The 15,174-nt window shown below is 64.2% G+C and carries 18 protein-coding genes; 12 read left to right on the top strand and 6 right to left on the bottom strand.

Features of this window, described 5'->3' with window-relative positions; genetic code table 11:
* The first annotated feature begins 32 nt into the window (after window positions 1-32).
* Window positions 33-503: a MarR family transcriptional regulator gene (locus A9K66_RS17715; RefSeq protein ID WP_067326006.1), complete on the top strand. Its 471-nt coding sequence runs from the start codon at window positions 33-35 to the stop codon at window positions 501-503.
* Here the strand turns inward: A9K66_RS17715 and A9K66_RS17710 are convergent.
* Window positions 500-799 carry a putative quinol monooxygenase gene (locus A9K66_RS17710; RefSeq protein WP_067002458.1) on the bottom strand — a complete coding sequence of 100 codons (300 nt, stop codon included), beginning with the start codon at window positions 797-799 and terminating at the stop codon, window positions 500-502. The two genes, A9K66_RS17715 and A9K66_RS17710, sit on opposite strands and share 4 nt — an antisense overlap.
* Before the next feature lie 121 nt (window positions 800-920).
* On the opposite strand from A9K66_RS17710, the gene flhA reads away from it, so the two are divergent.
* From flhA to A9K66_RS17695, 3 genes are read left to right on the top strand one after another with little or no spacing between them, the layout of a single operon-like run.
* Window positions 921-3,008: a flagellar biosynthesis protein FlhA gene (gene flhA / locus A9K66_RS17705; RefSeq protein ID WP_067326003.1), complete on the top strand. Its 2,088-nt coding sequence runs from the start codon at window positions 921-923 to the stop codon at window positions 3,006-3,008.
* Window positions 3,005-3,757: a flagellar biosynthetic protein FliR gene (gene fliR / locus A9K66_RS17700; protein WP_067326000.1), complete on the top strand. Its 753-nt coding sequence runs from the start codon at window positions 3,005-3,007 to the stop codon at window positions 3,755-3,757. Before flhA ends, fliR begins: the two co-directional genes overlap by 4 nt.
* Before the next feature lie 5 nt (window positions 3,758-3,762).
* Window positions 3,763-4,146, top strand: coding sequence for a hypothetical protein (locus tag A9K66_RS17695; protein ID WP_067325997.1), 384 nt, complete (start codon window positions 3,763-3,765; stop codon window positions 4,144-4,146).
* A gap of 118 nt (window positions 4,147-4,264) precedes the next feature.
* Here the strand turns inward: A9K66_RS17695 and A9K66_RS17690 are convergent, their stop codons facing one another.
* A complete protein-coding gene (locus A9K66_RS17690) occupies window positions 4,265-4,852 on the bottom strand; it encodes a transglutaminase-like cysteine peptidase (protein ID WP_067327052.1) in 588 nt (195 codons plus the stop codon).
* Between the two features lie 307 nt (window positions 4,853-5,159).
* Between A9K66_RS17690 and A9K66_RS17685 the strand changes: the two genes are divergently transcribed.
* The 4 genes from A9K66_RS17685 (at window position 5,160) to A9K66_RS17670 (ending at window position 7,198) form a co-directional block, all read left to right on the top strand.
* Window positions 5,160-5,729 carry a rod-binding protein gene (locus A9K66_RS17685; protein ID WP_067325995.1) on the top strand — a complete coding sequence of 190 codons (570 nt, stop codon included), beginning with the start codon at window positions 5,160-5,162 and terminating at the stop codon, window positions 5,727-5,729.
* 8 nt (window positions 5,730-5,737) lie between these two features.
* The gene (locus A9K66_RS17680; protein WP_067325992.1) at window positions 5,738-6,160 is read left to right on the top strand and encodes a hypothetical protein; all 423 of its coding nucleotides are present in this window, start codon (window positions 5,738-5,740) and stop codon (window positions 6,158-6,160) included.
* A gap of 31 nt (window positions 6,161-6,191) precedes the next feature.
* Entirely contained in the window at window positions 6,192-6,716 is a 525-nt protein-coding gene (locus A9K66_RS17675; protein ID WP_067325989.1) for a hypothetical protein, read from the top strand.
* A 197-nt stretch (window positions 6,717-6,913) separates the two neighbouring features.
* Window positions 6,914-7,198 (top strand): SCP2 sterol-binding domain-containing protein, encoded by a 285-nt coding sequence (locus tag A9K66_RS17670; protein WP_067327050.1) that lies wholly within the window; start codon window positions 6,914-6,916, stop codon window positions 7,196-7,198.
* A gap of 80 nt (window positions 7,199-7,278) precedes the next feature.
* On the opposite strand, the gene A9K66_RS17665 is transcribed toward A9K66_RS17670, so the two are convergent.
* Both A9K66_RS17665 and odc2 read right to left on the bottom strand, forming a co-directional pair.
* Window positions 7,279-7,773 carry an N-acetyltransferase gene (locus A9K66_RS17665; RefSeq protein ID WP_067327048.1) on the bottom strand — a complete coding sequence of 165 codons (495 nt, stop codon included), beginning with the start codon at window positions 7,771-7,773 and terminating at the stop codon, window positions 7,279-7,281.
* Window positions 7,774-8,104: 331 nt separating this feature from the next.
* On the bottom strand, window positions 8,105-9,238 hold the full coding sequence (odc2, locus tag A9K66_RS17660) for an ornithine/lysine decarboxylase (protein ID WP_067325986.1): 1,134 nt from the start codon (window positions 9,236-9,238) through the stop codon (window positions 8,105-8,107).
* Window positions 9,239-9,777: 539 nt separating this feature from the next.
* On the opposite strand from odc2, the gene A9K66_RS17655 reads away from it, so the two are divergent.
* From A9K66_RS17655 to A9K66_RS17640, 4 genes are all read left to right on the top strand, one after another.
* Complete coding sequence (locus A9K66_RS17655) at window positions 9,778-10,977, top strand: amidase (protein WP_067325983.1); 1,200 nt, start codon at window positions 9,778-9,780, stop codon at window positions 10,975-10,977.
* A 2-nt stretch (window positions 10,978-10,979) separates the two neighbouring features.
* Window positions 10,980-11,879 (top strand): LysR family transcriptional regulator, encoded by a 900-nt coding sequence (locus A9K66_RS17650; RefSeq protein WP_067002475.1) that lies wholly within the window; start codon window positions 10,980-10,982, stop codon window positions 11,877-11,879.
* 181 nt (window positions 11,880-12,060) lie between these two features.
* Window positions 12,061-12,729, top strand: coding sequence for a DUF1007 family protein (locus A9K66_RS17645; RefSeq protein ID WP_067327045.1), 669 nt, complete (start codon window positions 12,061-12,063; stop codon window positions 12,727-12,729).
* A 6-nt stretch (window positions 12,730-12,735) separates the two neighbouring features.
* Window positions 12,736-13,953, top strand: a complete 1,218-nt coding sequence (locus tag A9K66_RS17640) for a nickel/cobalt transporter (protein WP_067325980.1) — start codon at window positions 12,736-12,738, stop codon at window positions 13,951-13,953.
* Window positions 13,954-13,968: 15 nt separating this feature from the next.
* On the opposite strand, the gene denD is transcribed toward A9K66_RS17640, so the two are convergent.
* Window positions 13,969-14,943, bottom strand: coding sequence for a D-erythronate dehydrogenase (denD, locus tag A9K66_RS17635; protein WP_067325977.1), 975 nt, complete (start codon window positions 14,941-14,943; stop codon window positions 13,969-13,971).
* Between the two features lies 1 nt (window position 14,944).
* Window positions 14,945-15,151 (bottom strand): hypothetical protein, encoded by a 207-nt coding sequence (locus A9K66_RS17630; protein ID WP_067325974.1) that lies wholly within the window; start codon window positions 15,149-15,151, stop codon window positions 14,945-14,947.
* Window positions 15,152-15,174 lie beyond the last annotated feature (23 nt).

Genomic DNA, 15,174 nt, shown 5'->3' with positions numbered 1-15,174 from the left:
GAGTTCGAACAACATATAAGAGCTCTTACATCGTGCGCAAGCAGAAACCGGAAATTCCGGCCCCTGGCAAAGGCAAGCGCGGCGAGGAAGGTTATCTCGGCTACCTGCTGCGCCAGGCCGCCGGCGCCTACAGGCTGCGGGTCGAGCGGGCGCTGGATGAGTTCGGCGTCACGCAGCCGCAATTCGCGACGCTGACCATGCTGTCGGCCTATCCAGGCATCTCCAATGCCGACCTCGCCCGGCTCGCGGTGCTGACGCCGCAGACGGTGAGCGTGATCGTCGGCAATCTGGAAAAGGCCGGTTCCGTGGTCCGCAAGCCGCATGCGGTGCACGGGCGCATCCAGCACCTTGATCTTAGCGACAGCGGCCGTGCCTTGCTGAAGAAATGTCGCGAGCGGGTGCAGCGGCTTGAACGCGAGCTGACCGCCGCACTTTCGGCCAACGAAGAGCGCGCCGTCCGGCGCTGGCTGGTCGCCGTCTCGATCGCGGGCGCGGCCGGTTAGATCGCAGTACCCTCGCCCGCTTCATAGAGCGCCAGCTTCCGATCCCCAATGCCGAGTTCCGCCCAGCTCGCGCGCCATTCGGCTATATGCGCTGACTTGAAATGCGCCTCGAGCGCCGCACGATCCCGCCAGGCTTCCGAGACATGGATCAGGCCGGGATCGAGAACATCCTGCGCATAGGAATATGCGAGGCAGCCGGCTTCGGCGCGACTCGCTGAAATCATTCGTCCCATCGCCGGCCTTGCCTGCTCGAGCCTGTCGGGTGGCAGCCGAATCGTGCCGATGATGAGGAGCATGCGCCTTTCCTTTCGCCAGCCGGCTCAAATCCCGTAGCCCCTCTCCCACCTTCGCGCAAGCTTGACCGGTTAAGGTCGGGAGCCTGCCTTTGCGCTGGGCAAGTCTGGATTCGAGGACGATATGGCGATCAGCGAAACAATCCCGTCCGGCCTGGCGGCCAAGAACGGCCGCGACGTTTTCTTCGCGCTCGGCATCGTCGTCATCCTGGCGGTGCTGTTCCTGCCGATCCCGGCCTTTCTTATCGACATCGGCCTTGCCTTCTCGATCGCGCTCTCGGTGCTGATCCTGATGGTGGCGCTCTGGATCCAGCGGCCGCTGGATTTCTCCTCCTTCCCGACCGTGCTGCTCATCGCCACGATGCTCAGGCTCTCGCTCAACATCGCCACCACGCGCATGATCCTGTCGCATGGCAATGAGGGTACGCATGCCGCCGGTTACGTCATCTCGGGTTTCTCGAAGCTGGTGATGTCGAGCGACTTCGTCATCGGCCTCATCGTCTTCATGATCCTGATCGTGGTGAACTTCATCGTCATCACCAAGGGCGCCACCCGCATCGCCGAAGTCGGTGCGCGCTTCACCCTCGACGCCATCCCCGGCAAGCAGATGTCGATCGACGCCGACCTTTCCGCCGGAATGATCGACGAGAAGACGGCGCAGCTTCGCCGCCGCGAATTGGAAGAAGAATCCTCCTTCTTCGGCTCGATGGACGGCGCGTCGAAATTCGTGCGCGGCGACGCCATCGCCGGCCTCATCATCACCGCCATCAACATCGTCGGCGGCATCGCCATCGGCTATCTGCGCCACGGCATGGGCCTCGGCCAGGCGGCCGACGTCTTCATCAAGCTGTCGGTCGGCGACGGCCTCGTCACCCAGATCCCGGCCCTCATCGTCTCGCTCGCCGCCGGCATGCTCGTCTCCAAGGGCGGCACGCGGGGCTCCGCCAATCAGGCGGTGTTCGGCCAGCTCGGCGCGCATCCGCGCGCGCTCTATGTCGCGGCCTCGCTGCTCGTCATCCTCGGCCTTATGCCCGGTCTGCCGCTATTCCCGTTCTTTGCCCTTGCCGGCGCCATGGCCGGCCTCGGCTACGTCATCCCGCTACGCCACAACCGCGCGCTGGCGGCAGCCGAAGCGCAGAAGAACAAGGAGAAGGCCGACAAGGTCGAGGAGGAGAAGAATTCGGTCAAGGCCTCGCTTGCGACTGCCGAGATCGAGCTGCTGATCGGCAAGCAGCTCTCGACCAGGCTGCTGGTCGCACATCAGGAGCTGGTGTTCCGCATGTCGAAGATGCGCAAGAAATTCGCCCAGCAATATGGGTTCGTGGTGCCGGAGGTGCGCGTCGCCGACGACTTCGCCATCCCGCCGAAGAGCTATCAGATCAAGGTCCACGGCACCGTCGTTGCCGAATACCAGATGCGCGTCGGCGAAATCATGGTGCTGCTTGGCACCCGCGGCGTGCCCGACATCCCCGGTGAGGAAATCCGCGAGCCCGCTTTCGGCATGCGCGCCTATTCGGTGCTGGAAACCTTCGCCGAAGATCTGAAGCGCGAGAACTACACCTTTGCCGACAACATGTCGGTGCTGCTCACCCACCTCTCCGAGGTGATCCGCAACAACCTGCCGCAGCTTCTGTCCTACAAGGACATGAAGGCGCTCCTCGAGCGGCTGGACCCCGAATACCGCAAGCTCGCCGACGAGATCTGCACGTCGCACATCTCCTATCCCGGCCTGCAGGCGGTGCTGAAGCTTCTGCTTGCCGAGCGTGTCTCAATCCGCAACCTGCACCTGATCATCGAGGCCATCGCCGAGATCGCGCCGCACGTGCGCCGCACCGAGCAGATCGTCGAGCATGTCCGCATCCGCATGGCGCAGCAGATCTGCGGCGATCTCTCCGAGGGCGGCATGCTCAAGGTGCTGCGCCTCGGCAACCGATGGGACCTCGCCTTTCACCAGAGCCTCAAGCGGGACGCCAAGGGCGAGGTGCGCGAGTTCGACATCGATCCGCGCCAGCTCGAGGAATTCGGCCAGGACGCCACCAAGGCGATCCGCAAGCATCTCGAAGCCGGCGAGCGCTTCGTGCTGGTCACCGCGCCGGACGCGCGGCCTTATGTGCGCATGATCATCGAGCGGCTGTTCACCACGCTGCCCGTGCTCAGCCACGTCGAGATCGCCAAGGGCGTCGAAATCAAGGTGCTCGGAACGATCTCGTGAACGCGCTCTCGCAAGGCGTCGTCATCGCCGCCTTCCTCGCCTTCTGCCGCATCGGCGCCTGTTTCATGCTGATGCCCGGCCTGTCGAGCGCCCGCGTGCCTCTCCAGGTCCGGCTGTTTGTGTCGATCGCCGCCACCGGCGGCCTGCTCGCCTTCCTCTGGGACCGCATCTATCCCTATGTCGACCCGCGCCCGCAGGTTCTGGTGCCGATGATCGTTTCCGAGCTTCTGGTCGGCGGGCTGATCGGCGCCATGACCAGGCTCTATATGGAAGCGCTGCGGTTCATGGGCTCGGCCATCGCCATGATGATCGGCTATGGCGGCTCAGGCGGCCCGGCGATCGAGGAGCCGGAGCCGCAGGCTGCGCTCGCCGCCATCATCTCGTTCTCGGCGCTGCTCCTGCTTTTCGTCTTCGATTTCGACCACGAGATCGTGCGCGCGCTGGTCGCCTCCTACACGGTTGCTCCGGTCAATGTATTCTTCAACCCGCAGGCGGCGCTGGTCGACGTCACCGACACGGTGTCGGACGCCTTCTTCCTGGTCATCCGGCTCGGCAGTCCCTTCGTCGCCTACGCCATTCTGGTCAATTTGACGATCGGCTTCGTCAACAAGCTGACGCCGCAGATCCCGGTGTATTTCATCTCGCTGCCCTTCGTCATCGCCGGCGGGCTGATCATCTTCTACTTTGCCATCGGCACCTTGCTGTCGTTGTTCGTCGACGGCTTTGTCGACCTGACGCTAGCGAGGTAGCCGCGATGGCCTCGCGCAAGGACAGACTGAAGAAGTTGGTCAAGGTGCAGGAGCAGTTGAAGGCGGTGCACGAAACTCGTCATGCCGGCTTCCTCTCCGCGGCCGCGGCGGCCGAATCGGAAGCAAAGGAACTCATCGGGCATTTCGACGCTGACAGCTCGCTGGCCGGCCTGTTCCCGGAACTTTACCATCGCCGGATTGCGAACGCGCTCGGCCAACAAAAACAGAATCTTGAAAGCGCCCGGGAGGAGGCGACGTTGATCGCCGCCGCGACCGCGCGGACCAACATGGTCGAGCGCGCCTATAGGGACGCTCGCCGCCGCGACGAGCGCGAACGCTCAGACCGCGAGCGGCTGGACCTCATTGCCCAGAAGCGGGGACATGACTAGGGCAATCAGGAAAAGCATGAAACGGTTGGGCTCGGCGACGTCGCCGTGGCCTCCCGTCCGGACTTGCGTCAAACCAAGAAGATAGAGCGGTGGATCCGGCGCGCGGCGAACGAGGCTGTCAGATGCCGGTCGCCGTCGTGCCGACCGACTTGGCCGCCCCGATCCGCTCCCAGCGCCTGCCATTGCCCTGCGCCTGCCGGGCGAAATAGTTGTAGGGCGTGCTGGACCAATCACGGACCGCGCTGGTGAGGTTGTCGAGCACCAGGTCGCCCTCGTTGGTGCGCACCGTCAGCACCGTGTGTCCCTCGCCGTGATAGCTTGCCACGGTCAACAGCAGCGCCGAGGCCGGCCAGCCGCGCTTCATCAGTTCGAGCTTCTTCAGTATCGCGATATCCTCGCAATCGCCGGACACGGTCGGCACGCGCCAGTCGTCGTTCTTGCCGACAACGGCTCGATCACTGACCTCGGTAATGCGTGAATTGACCGAAAGGTTGATCTCGTTCAATTGCGCGCTGAGCTGAGGCCGCAGGGCGACGACCTTTGTTCCGCCGGCCGTGCTGCAGAGGCTGGGTTGGCGGCTGCAGAACGAATAGAAGGCCGGCGGTGGGAACGCCTTGCCTTTGGTTTGCATCGCCGTTCCGGCCTGGGCGGCAAATGGGCTGGCAACCGACAGCAGAAATGCGATCAGCACGACATCGCTTTTCACGATCAACGTCTCCAAGGCGTGGTCTCGAGGATGAGGGGGCGGGGTTAATTAGTCGTTTTCAAAACCCCGAATTGCGCCGGCGGCGGGGCAACACCGTTAAAATATTAATACCTGCTAAAATAAGATTTGAGCTTGTACGAAGCTACGGAGGGGTTCGGCCGAACGATCGATCGATGAGGTGACTCTCTGGCGGCGGGCGCGCCACCGCTTGGAGCGGGCTGCACTGCACCTCGCCATCCCCGCAAGCCTGCCACAAGCTTGTTGCGTCATTGTGCAACGGACATAACCGGCAAAAGGCAGTGCTTTCTTGGCGATTTCACCTCCCAGCGACATCGTGATGGACGTCGCCCGTGCGGCGGAGCCGGCCGACGTCGAGGCCGCGCGGGCAGCACTCGCGAGGCGGGCCGGCGGTGCCGGGGAGACCTTCTCGATCGACCAGACTGCCTCGGTCGAGGCGGGCTCGGTGCTCTCGCGCGCCGCTGCCGACAAGGCCGAGGCGGCAAATCCGGCTAAAAAGTTCCAGCGCTTCGAGGCGATGGTGCTGACCACTTTCATCCAGAACATGATGCCTAAGGACACCGAGGGCGTTTACGGCAAGGGTCTGGCCGGCGACATGTGGAAATCGCAGCTTGCCGAAAAGGTAGCCGATGTCATGGCCGCGCATGGCGGGATCGGCATCGCGAGATCGATGCTTGCCGACCATTATCTGGACGGCAAACACAAGGTGCCGGTCGGGTCCGTTGGGGGCGGACCGGACAAAGCCGAGATCGACCAGCAGACCAGGCTTTCGACCTCCCTGGTCGACGAGCTCGAGCGCAAGGCCGCCCGGTCTATGACCGGTGACGACACAACCATAAAAACGGACATCAAGATCTAGGGACCTACATGGCCGACCAAACGGACCTTTCCAACCTGCCTGCACGAACCACCGCCGCGGAAGCACCGATCGCAGCTGCACGGCCTGGCAACCTCGCCGCCATCATCGGCCGGATCGAGGAGGCGGTGGACGAGGAGACGGCGGGTATCCGCAGCGGCACCAGCTACGACCTCAAGGCCTCGAATGCCCGCAAAAGCCGCTATCTCTACGAACTGACCCGCGCGCTGAAGGGCGCCAATGAGATCGAGTTCCTCGAGCAGCATCGCGAGGGGCTGGCGCGGCTGCGCCAGAAGCTGGCAAAGAACGAGGCGGCTATCCTTGCCCATCTCAATGCCGTCAACGAGGTCGCCACGCTGTTGAAGAACGCCATCCAGCGCGCCGATGCCGACGGCACCTACTCGGCAGGCGAATTCGGATACGCCCGGGCTTGAATGAGATGACTGCGGAGCAAGGTAGGATCCGGTGATCAAGTTCCTCGCCGCAGCGCTCTGGATCTGCGCCGTAACGCTCGGCGCCGTGTTTTATTCCTTCCAGGCGGCGGGCGAGCGCGGCGTCGGTGAGCCGCCGAAGCCGATGCTGGGCGGTCTAGACTACGTCAAGACCGACATCATTTCGGTGCCGCTCATCCGCGATGCCAAGATCGACGGCTATTTTCTCACCAAGCTCGTCTACACAGTGGAGCCGGATCAGATAAAGAAACTATCGATCCCGGCGCCGGCGATCATCACCGATCAGGTCTATTCCTACCTCTATTCCAATCCGCAGATCGATTTCACCAAGAAGGACACGATCGATCTCGATGCTTTCCGCAAAGCGATCCGCGATACCGTCAACGCCCGCGTCGGCGTCGAGCTGGTGCATGACGTGCTGATCGACCAGGTCAACTTCCTGTCCAAGGACGAAATCCGCGACAACGCCATCCGCCGCCGCAAAACTGCCGGCGAGACCGCGCAAGCGATGACCAAGCCGTTCCAGCCGGAGCATTGATCCGCTCTCGGCGATCGACTGGCGGGGTCACACCCTCGTCTGGTGATGCGACATGCCGCATGGCAGCCACGTTGACGTAAACGTCAACCCGAAGCTATATGCGCCGATGGCTGTCGCCGCGCTGCCGCGCGACGCGGCGCTTCGCCCAGCGGCCAAGGCCGGTGCGCGTCAAACGCAACCAAACGAGGAGAACCGCCATGGGCGTTCAGGAGATTGCCGACAAGATCAGGTCGCAGGTGGCAAGCGCCGGCTTCGAGCATTCGGTCAAGTTCGACACCGGCAGCGACGGCGTCATCGTGATCGACGGCGCGACCGTTTCGACCGCCGATGCCCCGACCGACTGCACGATCAAGCTCTCGCTCGACGATCTCGATTCGCTGATCGCCGGCGACCTCAACCCGACCATGGCCTTCATGGCCGGCAAGCTGAAGGTCGAGGGCGACATGACGGTCGCCATGGCGCTCAGCCAGTTGCTCGGCTGACCGGCAGCCAACTATTTTAGAAGAGCGATGCGGCGCCGCGTTTTTGAACGCGCGCCGCCGCATTGGTATGCCTCCGACAGTCAGGCGACGAAATCCAGCGCCTTGACCTTGCGGCCGGCTGCCTTGATCGTGCCCGCGGCCCCGTCGAGCGAGCCCTCCTTCAGCTCGAGCGCCAGCAGGCGGTGCCGCTCATAGGGCCCAGGCATGGCGAGCGAGCCGGTGCGGTCGGCCGAAAAACCGAACCGCCCGTAATAGGGTGCATCGCCGACGAGCAGGATCGCGCCGTGACCGAGCCGCGCAGCCTCGGCGATCGCGTGCCGCATCAGCGCCGAGCCGATGCCGCCGCTCCTCAGGCCCGGCTCGACTGCCAGCGGCCCAAGCAGGAGCGCTGCCGGACCACCCTCGCCCAGCGTCACGTCCCACAGCCGAACCGTGCCGACGAGCGCGCCCGACGGGTCGCGCGCGACAAAGGCCAGGCCTTCCGACGGCCGGCGGCCACGCCGCAGTTTCTCGGACGACTTCTTCCTGCGCTTCGGCCCCATGGCGCGGTCGAGCAGCGCTTCGCGCGCCTGCATATCACCGATGCCTTCGGCAACGATGACGAAGGCCGGCGCAATCTCCCCCCTCGAGCGGGAGATGTCGCCAAAGGCGACAGAGGGGGTCGTTGCGCATGTAATACCGGCGCCCAGCGTGACGAGAAGCGGCGCTGGCGCTCCACGCGCGACGCCCCCCTCTGACCGCTGCGCGGCCATCTCCCCCTCGAGGGGGGAGACCCGGCGCGCAGCGCCCTCGATGATGAAATCTGCAAAGTCCATTTCCGCGATCCTTCACGAGCGGAGATCTGTTCCACAAGCGAGCCCGGGCGGGCGATGTCGCCCACGCCGGTTGATCTGAAGGCTCGCGCCTTCAGATCACGTAGGATCGGAGAGGCTCGAAGCCGTTGAAGGCGACCGACGAATAGGTGGTCGTGTAGGCGCCGGTACCTTCGATCAGCACCTCGTCGCCGATGGTGAGCGACAGCGGCAGCGGATAAGGCGTCTTCTCGTAGAGCACATCGGCCGAATCGCAGGTCGGGCCGGCGAGCACGCAAGGCGCGGTCTCCGATCCGTCGCGCGGCGTCACGATCGGATAGCGGATCGCCTCGTCCATGGTCTCGGCGAGGCCCCCGAACTTGCCGATGTCGAGGAACACCCAGCGCACATTGTCATTGTCGGCCTTCTTCGAGATCAGCACGACTTCCGACTTGATGACGCCGGCATTGCCGACCATGCCGCGACCCGGCTCGATGATCGTCTCGGGCAGCGCGTTGCCGAAATGCTTGCGCAGCGCCGAGAAGATCGCCTGGCCATAGGCCTGCGCCGCCGGCACGTCCTTCAGGTAACGGGTCGGGAAACCGCCGCCCATGTTGACCATCTTCAAGACGATGCCTTCCTCGGCGAGCGTGGCGAACACCTTCTTGGCATCGCCCAGCGCGCGGTCCCAAGCCGAGAGATCGGTCTGCTGCGAGCCGACATGGAACGACACGCCATAGGCATCGAGGCCGAGCGCCTTGGCATGCCGCAGCACATTCACCGCCATCGTCGGCACGCAGCCGAACTTGCGCGACAGCGGCCATTCGGCGCCCTCGCCGTCGGTGAGCACGCGGCAGAACACGCGCGAGCCCGGGGCGGCACGGGCGATCTTCTCGACCTCCTCGACGCAATCCACGGCATAGAGGCGGATGCCGAGCTGGTAGGCGCGCGCAATGTCGCGCTCCTTCTTGATGGTGTTGCCGAAGGAAATGCGATCCGCCGGCGCGCCGGCATCCATCGCCATCTCGACCTCGGCAACCGACGCGGTGTCGAAGGACGAGCCCATCGCAGCAAGCAGGCGCAGGATCTCCGGCGCCGGGTTTGCTTTCACCGCATAGTAGATCTTGGAATCGGGCAACGCCTTCTCGAAGGCGCGGAAATTGTCGCGCACGACATCGAGGTCGACGACGAGGCAGGGACCGTTCGGACGTCGGGTGGCGAGAAAGTCAAGGATGCGCTGGCTGGCCATCGAGGTCTCTCCATCTGCGCCTTTCGGCGCGCACAAAGGCTGCGGGACGCGGGCGCTCGGCCTCGCGAACTCGCGGTGGACAAAGGCGGGACGGAAAATCCATGGAACCAGCCGGTGGAGACCCCGGAACCACGGATCGCCGTCTCGCGGCGGTGAACCTGGCCTTGCCCGGCCTCGGTTCGCTTTGTCTGCCTTGGCTTGGATGGGAGGACCCGTCCGCACTGCCGGCAATGAAGGTGTGCCTCTTCAGTAACCCCGGTCTTTGGACGACCGGCAGACACCAGAAAGGCCCGCACCGTCGTTGCTTCAAGGTGTCCTCGGTCTTGTGGTTGGCCACTGACCGACTGGAGGGGTTGGCTCCAGTTACCTTACCGATTGCCCTCACCATTCGAGGATCGGCGGACACCCACAGGCACGTGCGACTTTGGGCAAGCGCGATATAAGAGCGAAGGGTTTCACAATCAATAAAAATCGTCAGCGCCGGTTGTAAATATTGCGGCATCGAACAATGTTTGTGGACCGTATTCGGAAATCGAACAATGCCAGGCACCCACGGCCCTCTCAACGCCTTCCTCGATCTGCGCCAAATGCCCGTGGCCAATGCGGAATTTGGCCCGTTGGCCGGCCTGCGCCTAGCCGTGAAGGACATCTATGACGTCGCCGGCTATCGCACCGGCTGCGGCAACCCGCGCAAGTTCGAACAGGCTCACGCCGCCTCGCGGACGGCCGAGGCTGTGCAGTTGATTCTCGATGCCGGTGCGCGATTCGTCGGCAAGACGCAAACCGACGAGCTCGCCTTCTCGCTGTTCGGCCAGAATTCGCATTTCCCGTTTCCGGTGAACGCAGCCGCTCCGGATCGCGTGACCGGCGGCTCCTCGTCAGGTTCGGCGGCAGCGGTCGCCGGCGGCCTTGCCGACATCGCCGTCGGCTCCGACACGGGCGGCTCGATCCGCGCGCCGGCGAGCTTCTGCGGGTTGATCGGGCTGCGTACCAGTCACGGCCGGATATCGCTCGAGGGCGCCATGAAGCTCGCGCCGAGCTTCGACACTTTCGGCTGGTTCGCCGGCGACATAGAAACTTACGAATTGGTCGGCAAGCTTCTGCTCGGGCGCGATCCACACCAGCATCCGCTCAACCGCCCGCTGTCGATCGGCTGGCTCGATGCCTTTGTCTCCGGGCCGACGGAAGCCGCCGAATATGCGCGAATGAAGGCACAGGCAGCAGCCGTCGTCGGCGAGCCGACCGAAACCGAACACGCCTTCGCCTCCTCCCCGGATGATCTCTACTGGTGCTTTCGTCGGCTGCAGGCCTTCGAGGCCTGGCAGGTGCATGGCGGCTGGATTTCGGCAGGCGATCACGGGCTTGGTCCAGGTGTCGACGAGCGTTTCGGCTTCGGCCGCACGATCGATGCAAAGACTGTCGAAGCCGAAACGGCGCGTCGGGCAGCCTTCCGTTTCGAGTTCGGCAAGCTGCTCGGCAACGGCGGCTTTCTTGTTCTGCCGACCGTGCCGGGCGCAGCGCCACTGAAGACCAGCACGCCGGAGCAGTTCCAGGCCTATCGCGAGAGGGCGCTGCATCTTTTGTGCCTGGCCGGGTTGTCGGGCTTCCCGCAGATCACCTTGCCGCTCGGTTCCGTCGACGGCGCGCCCTTCGGCCTGTCGCTGCTCGGCCCTTTCGGCAGCGACGTCGCCCTGATAGGGCTCGGCCGCACGATTCTCGATGCGGCCCGAAAGGTCTGATCATGGATACATTGACCCGCATGCGCGCCTTCATCGACGTGGTCGAGGCCGAAGGCTTCTCGGCCGCCGCGCGCAAGATCGGCCGTTCCAAGGCGCTGCTGTCGAAATATGTGCGCGAGCTGGAGGACGAACTCGGCGCGCTGTTGTTGAACCGTACCACGCGGCAGTTCTCGCTGACCGAAGCCGGCCACACCTATTATCAGCGCGCCTCCGAAATCGTGCGCGAGGTCGACAGCCTGGCCGATGCCGTGCGCGAATCTTCCGGCGACGTGCGCGGCCGCATCAAGCTCTCGGCGGCGCGCACCTTTGCCGACGCGCCGATTGGCCAGTCGCTGATCGACTTTGCCAAGCAACATCCGGATATCGTTCTCGACATCCATCTCGACGACCGCTTCGTCGATCTGGTCGAGGAGGGCTTCGATGTCGCCGTGCGCATTTCGCGGCTGGAGAACTCGTCGCTGATCGCGCGGCGCCTCGGGCCGTTTTCGATCAAGCTCTGCGCTTCGCCGGACCTGCTTGCAAAGCATGGCACCCCGACGCGCCCGCAGGATCTTTCCAACATGCCCTGCATCGTCGACACCAACGGCCGCTCTTTAGCCAACTGGCGCTTCAAGGGAGACGGCGAGGATTCGGTGAGCGTCACCGTGTCGGGGCCGATCGAGGTCAACAGTCCGATGGCGGCGAGAGCAGCCGCCGTGTCGGGCCTGGGCTTCACCATCCTGCCGGATTTCATCGCTGCGCCCGAAGTCGCGTCGGGCAAGCTGGTGACGGTGCTCGACGACCGCATCCTCTCGGGCAGCGGCATCTTCGCGGTCTATCCGCATCGCCGCTATTTGCCCGCCAAGGTCCGTGTCTTCGTCGATTTCCTGGTGCACTGGTTCAGGACGCGCGACGCTGCGTGAAGCACGTCCCCCGAAGGTGGGAACCGTTTTCGGCACAAGGACATGCGCAGAATCAGAGCCTAAAAGCGCATCGAGCGAATCTGGAAAAAGCGCGAGGCTCTCCGAGAGCGCGTCCCATTTTCGCCCCCTTTCTGTTAACTCTCGGAGCCCACTCACAAAGTCGATGGAATCGCGGCCCGGAATGCACCTGAAACGGCAAGCAATCGTACTGGCTTCGGCAATTGCGGCCACCTTTGCCGCGGTAGAGCCCGCCCAGGTGCACCCGCACGTCTTCGCCGAGGCTCGCCTCGACGTCATCCTCGGCGCGGATCACCAAAGTGTGACGGCGCTGCGCCACCTTTGGCGCTTCGACGATCTGTTTTCGAGTACAGTGATGATGGAGTTCGACAAGAACTCCGATCTGAAGCTTGACGACAAAGAGCTCAAGGAAGTGGCCGACACCGTCCATTCCTCGCTGGCCGAGTTCAACTATTTCCAGCTGGTCACGCAGGACGGCAAGGACGTGTCCATGGTCCCTCCGCCGCATCTGATGGCGAGCTTCGACAACGACCAGCTGATCATTCTGTTCGAGTCGCAGCCGAAGACGCCGATCAAGCTCGCCGGCAAGATCGACATCGGCGTCTACGATCCGACCTTCTACACGGCGATCGACTTCACCGACGACGCCAACCTCACCGTTGAGGGATTGCCCGCGAATTGCACCAAGAAGGTGATCCGTCCCGATCCGGACGAAGCGATCAAGGAAAACCAGAAGACCCTGACGGAAGCCTTCTTCAACGATCCGACGGGCACCGACATGAGCAAGATCTTCGCCACCAAGCTCGAACTGAACTGTCCGCCGGAAGGATAATCGGTGATGAAACCGTCGCTGCGCCTGGCGCTCGGCCTCGCGGCCGCCACCTTGGTCATGATGCATCTACCCGGCGTCGCTCATGCCCAGAGCTCGCTCGGCATCGGCACCAATGACGGCATGGCGCCGAGCACGACCGGTCCGTTCGCCCATATCCTGATGTGGATCAACCTTAGGCAGCAGGAATTTTACCATTCGCTGGCGGCCGCCATGAAAGCCATGCGCCAGGACGGCAGCAAGCTCTGGCTCCTGGTCGGCCTGTCCTTCGCCTACGGCATTTTCCACGCCGCCGGGCCCGGCCACGGCAAGGCGGTGATTTCGTCCTACATGGTCGCCAACGAAGTGGCGCTGAAGCGCGGGATCATGCTGTCCTTCGTCTCGGCGCTGCTGCAGGGGCTGACCGCGATCGTCGTCATGATGCTTGCCTATTTCGTGCTGCGCGGCACGGCGGTGTCGATGACCGACGCGGCATGGTTTCTTGAGATCTCGAGTTATGTGCTGGTGACGCTGTTCGGCGCCTGGCTACTGTGGCGCAAGGCGGGCCCGGCCATTCTTCGGCGGTTCGGCGCCGGTCCGGCCTACAGTCTGTCGGCGGCCCATGCCGGCCACTCGCATGGCGGGCACTCGCATGCTCACGCGCATTCCCATGCCGGTCATTCCCACTCCCATTCGCATTCCGCGCATGCCCACTCGACGCACTCGCACGCGCATCACGACCATGATCATGCCGCGCATTCGCATGCGCACAGCCATGAGGCGACTGATCACAAGGCGCATGATCACGACCACGCGGCGCACGACCATGCTCACGCTGGGCAACATCACCACGGCCCGGGCGAAGTCTGCGACACCTGCGGCCATTCGCACGCGCCGGATCCGGCGCTGCTTTCGGGCGATCGCTTCGACTGGAAGACCGCCTGGTCGGCGGTGGCCGCCGTCGGCATCCGCCCCTGCTCCGGCGCGCTGATCGTGCTGAGCTTCGCGCTCCTCAACGGCCTCTGGCTCGGCGGCCTGCTCTCGGTGCTCGCCATGTCGATCGGCACCGCGATCACCGTCTCAGCGCTGGCGATGATCGCGGTGACGGCCAAGAACTGGGCTGTCTATTTCGCCGGCGACGGACGCATCGGCAACCGCATCCATTCGATCGTCGAGATCGGCGGCGCCGCCTTCATCTTCCTCGTTGGCCTGCTGCTCTTGTCGGCCAGCCTGACGGGCGGCGTCTGAAGCCGACCGGAACTGTCACCCGATCTTTCCGTCGAGTTCGTCCTCGATATGGGCGCGGATGATCTCGTCAAAATTCTTCTCGGCGACAAAACCCAGTTCCCGCGAGCGGCGCGCCTCGAAGCGCGTCGGCCAGCCTCTGACGATCGCCCAGATCGTTTCGTCGGGCCGCTCGCGGATCCGTTTGACCACCTCGGCGCCGGCTATGCGCCCGAGCGCTTCGATCTGCTCGCCGACGGTGACCGCCACGCCGGGCATGGTGAGATTGCGCCGCGGCCCGACCTTATCGCCATCGATTTCGGCCGCATGGATCAGGAAATTCACCGCCGATCGCGGGCTGGCATGCGTGTGCAGCACCGAGCGCGGCACCGGCAGGATCGCCTCCTGGCCGCTAAGCGGCTCGCGGATGATCCCTGAGAAGAAGCTCGACGCCGCCTTGTTCGGCTTGCCCGGCCGCACGCAGATGGTGGGCAGCCGGATGCCGATGCCGTCGAAGACTCCGCGCCGCGAGTAGTCGGCAAGCAGCGCCTCACTGATCAGCTTCTGCGTGCCGTAGGAGGTGAGCGGCGTCGGATGGAACTCGTCCGGGATGACATCCGGGAACGGCGCGCCGAACACCGCGATCGACGAGGTGAAGACAAGGCGCGGCGCGAAGCCCGCCACCCGCACCGCGTCGAACAAAGCGCGCGTGCCGTCGAGATTGACGCGGTAGCCGAGGTCGAAATTGGCCTCCGCCTCGCCGGAAACGATGCCGGCGAGATGGAAGATCACGTCCGGGCGGGAAGCAACGAGCTTGGCCGTCGCGCCGGGCGTGGAAAGGTCGCCGGTGTGGATCGAGAGATCGACTCCCGCGAGCGTCGGCGCCTGCGGCGGCACGATATCGTGCAGATCGAGCGCTGCTATTTTGCGCCCGCGCAGCACACCGTCCTTGGCCAGCCTTGCGATCAGCTTGCGGCCAACCATGCCGGCGGCGCCGGTAATCAGAACTCTCATCTCATAGACCCTTCTTGCGTTGGCTGCGTCCGCGCAGCCACAGGACGGCGAACAGCCCCACCATGAAGAGCGCGGCGATGACGACCGCAAGGACCGTAGAGACCTTGCCGGCGGCCAGCATGATGGTCGGCAGGAAATAGGCGGCGAGCCCGAACAGGAGCAGTATCCAGGCCGCGGCGATCGCCGCGTTGCGTGTCTCGCGATCCATCAGGCGCCGTCCCTCGATCCGAA

Source organism: Mesorhizobium sp. AA23 (genome assembly GCF_001672435.1).
Lineage (GTDB): Bacteria > Pseudomonadota > Alphaproteobacteria > Rhizobiales > Rhizobiaceae > Mesorhizobium.
Note: the sequence above shows the minus strand (reverse complement) of the source record. Positions and strands in the feature narration are given on the sequence as shown.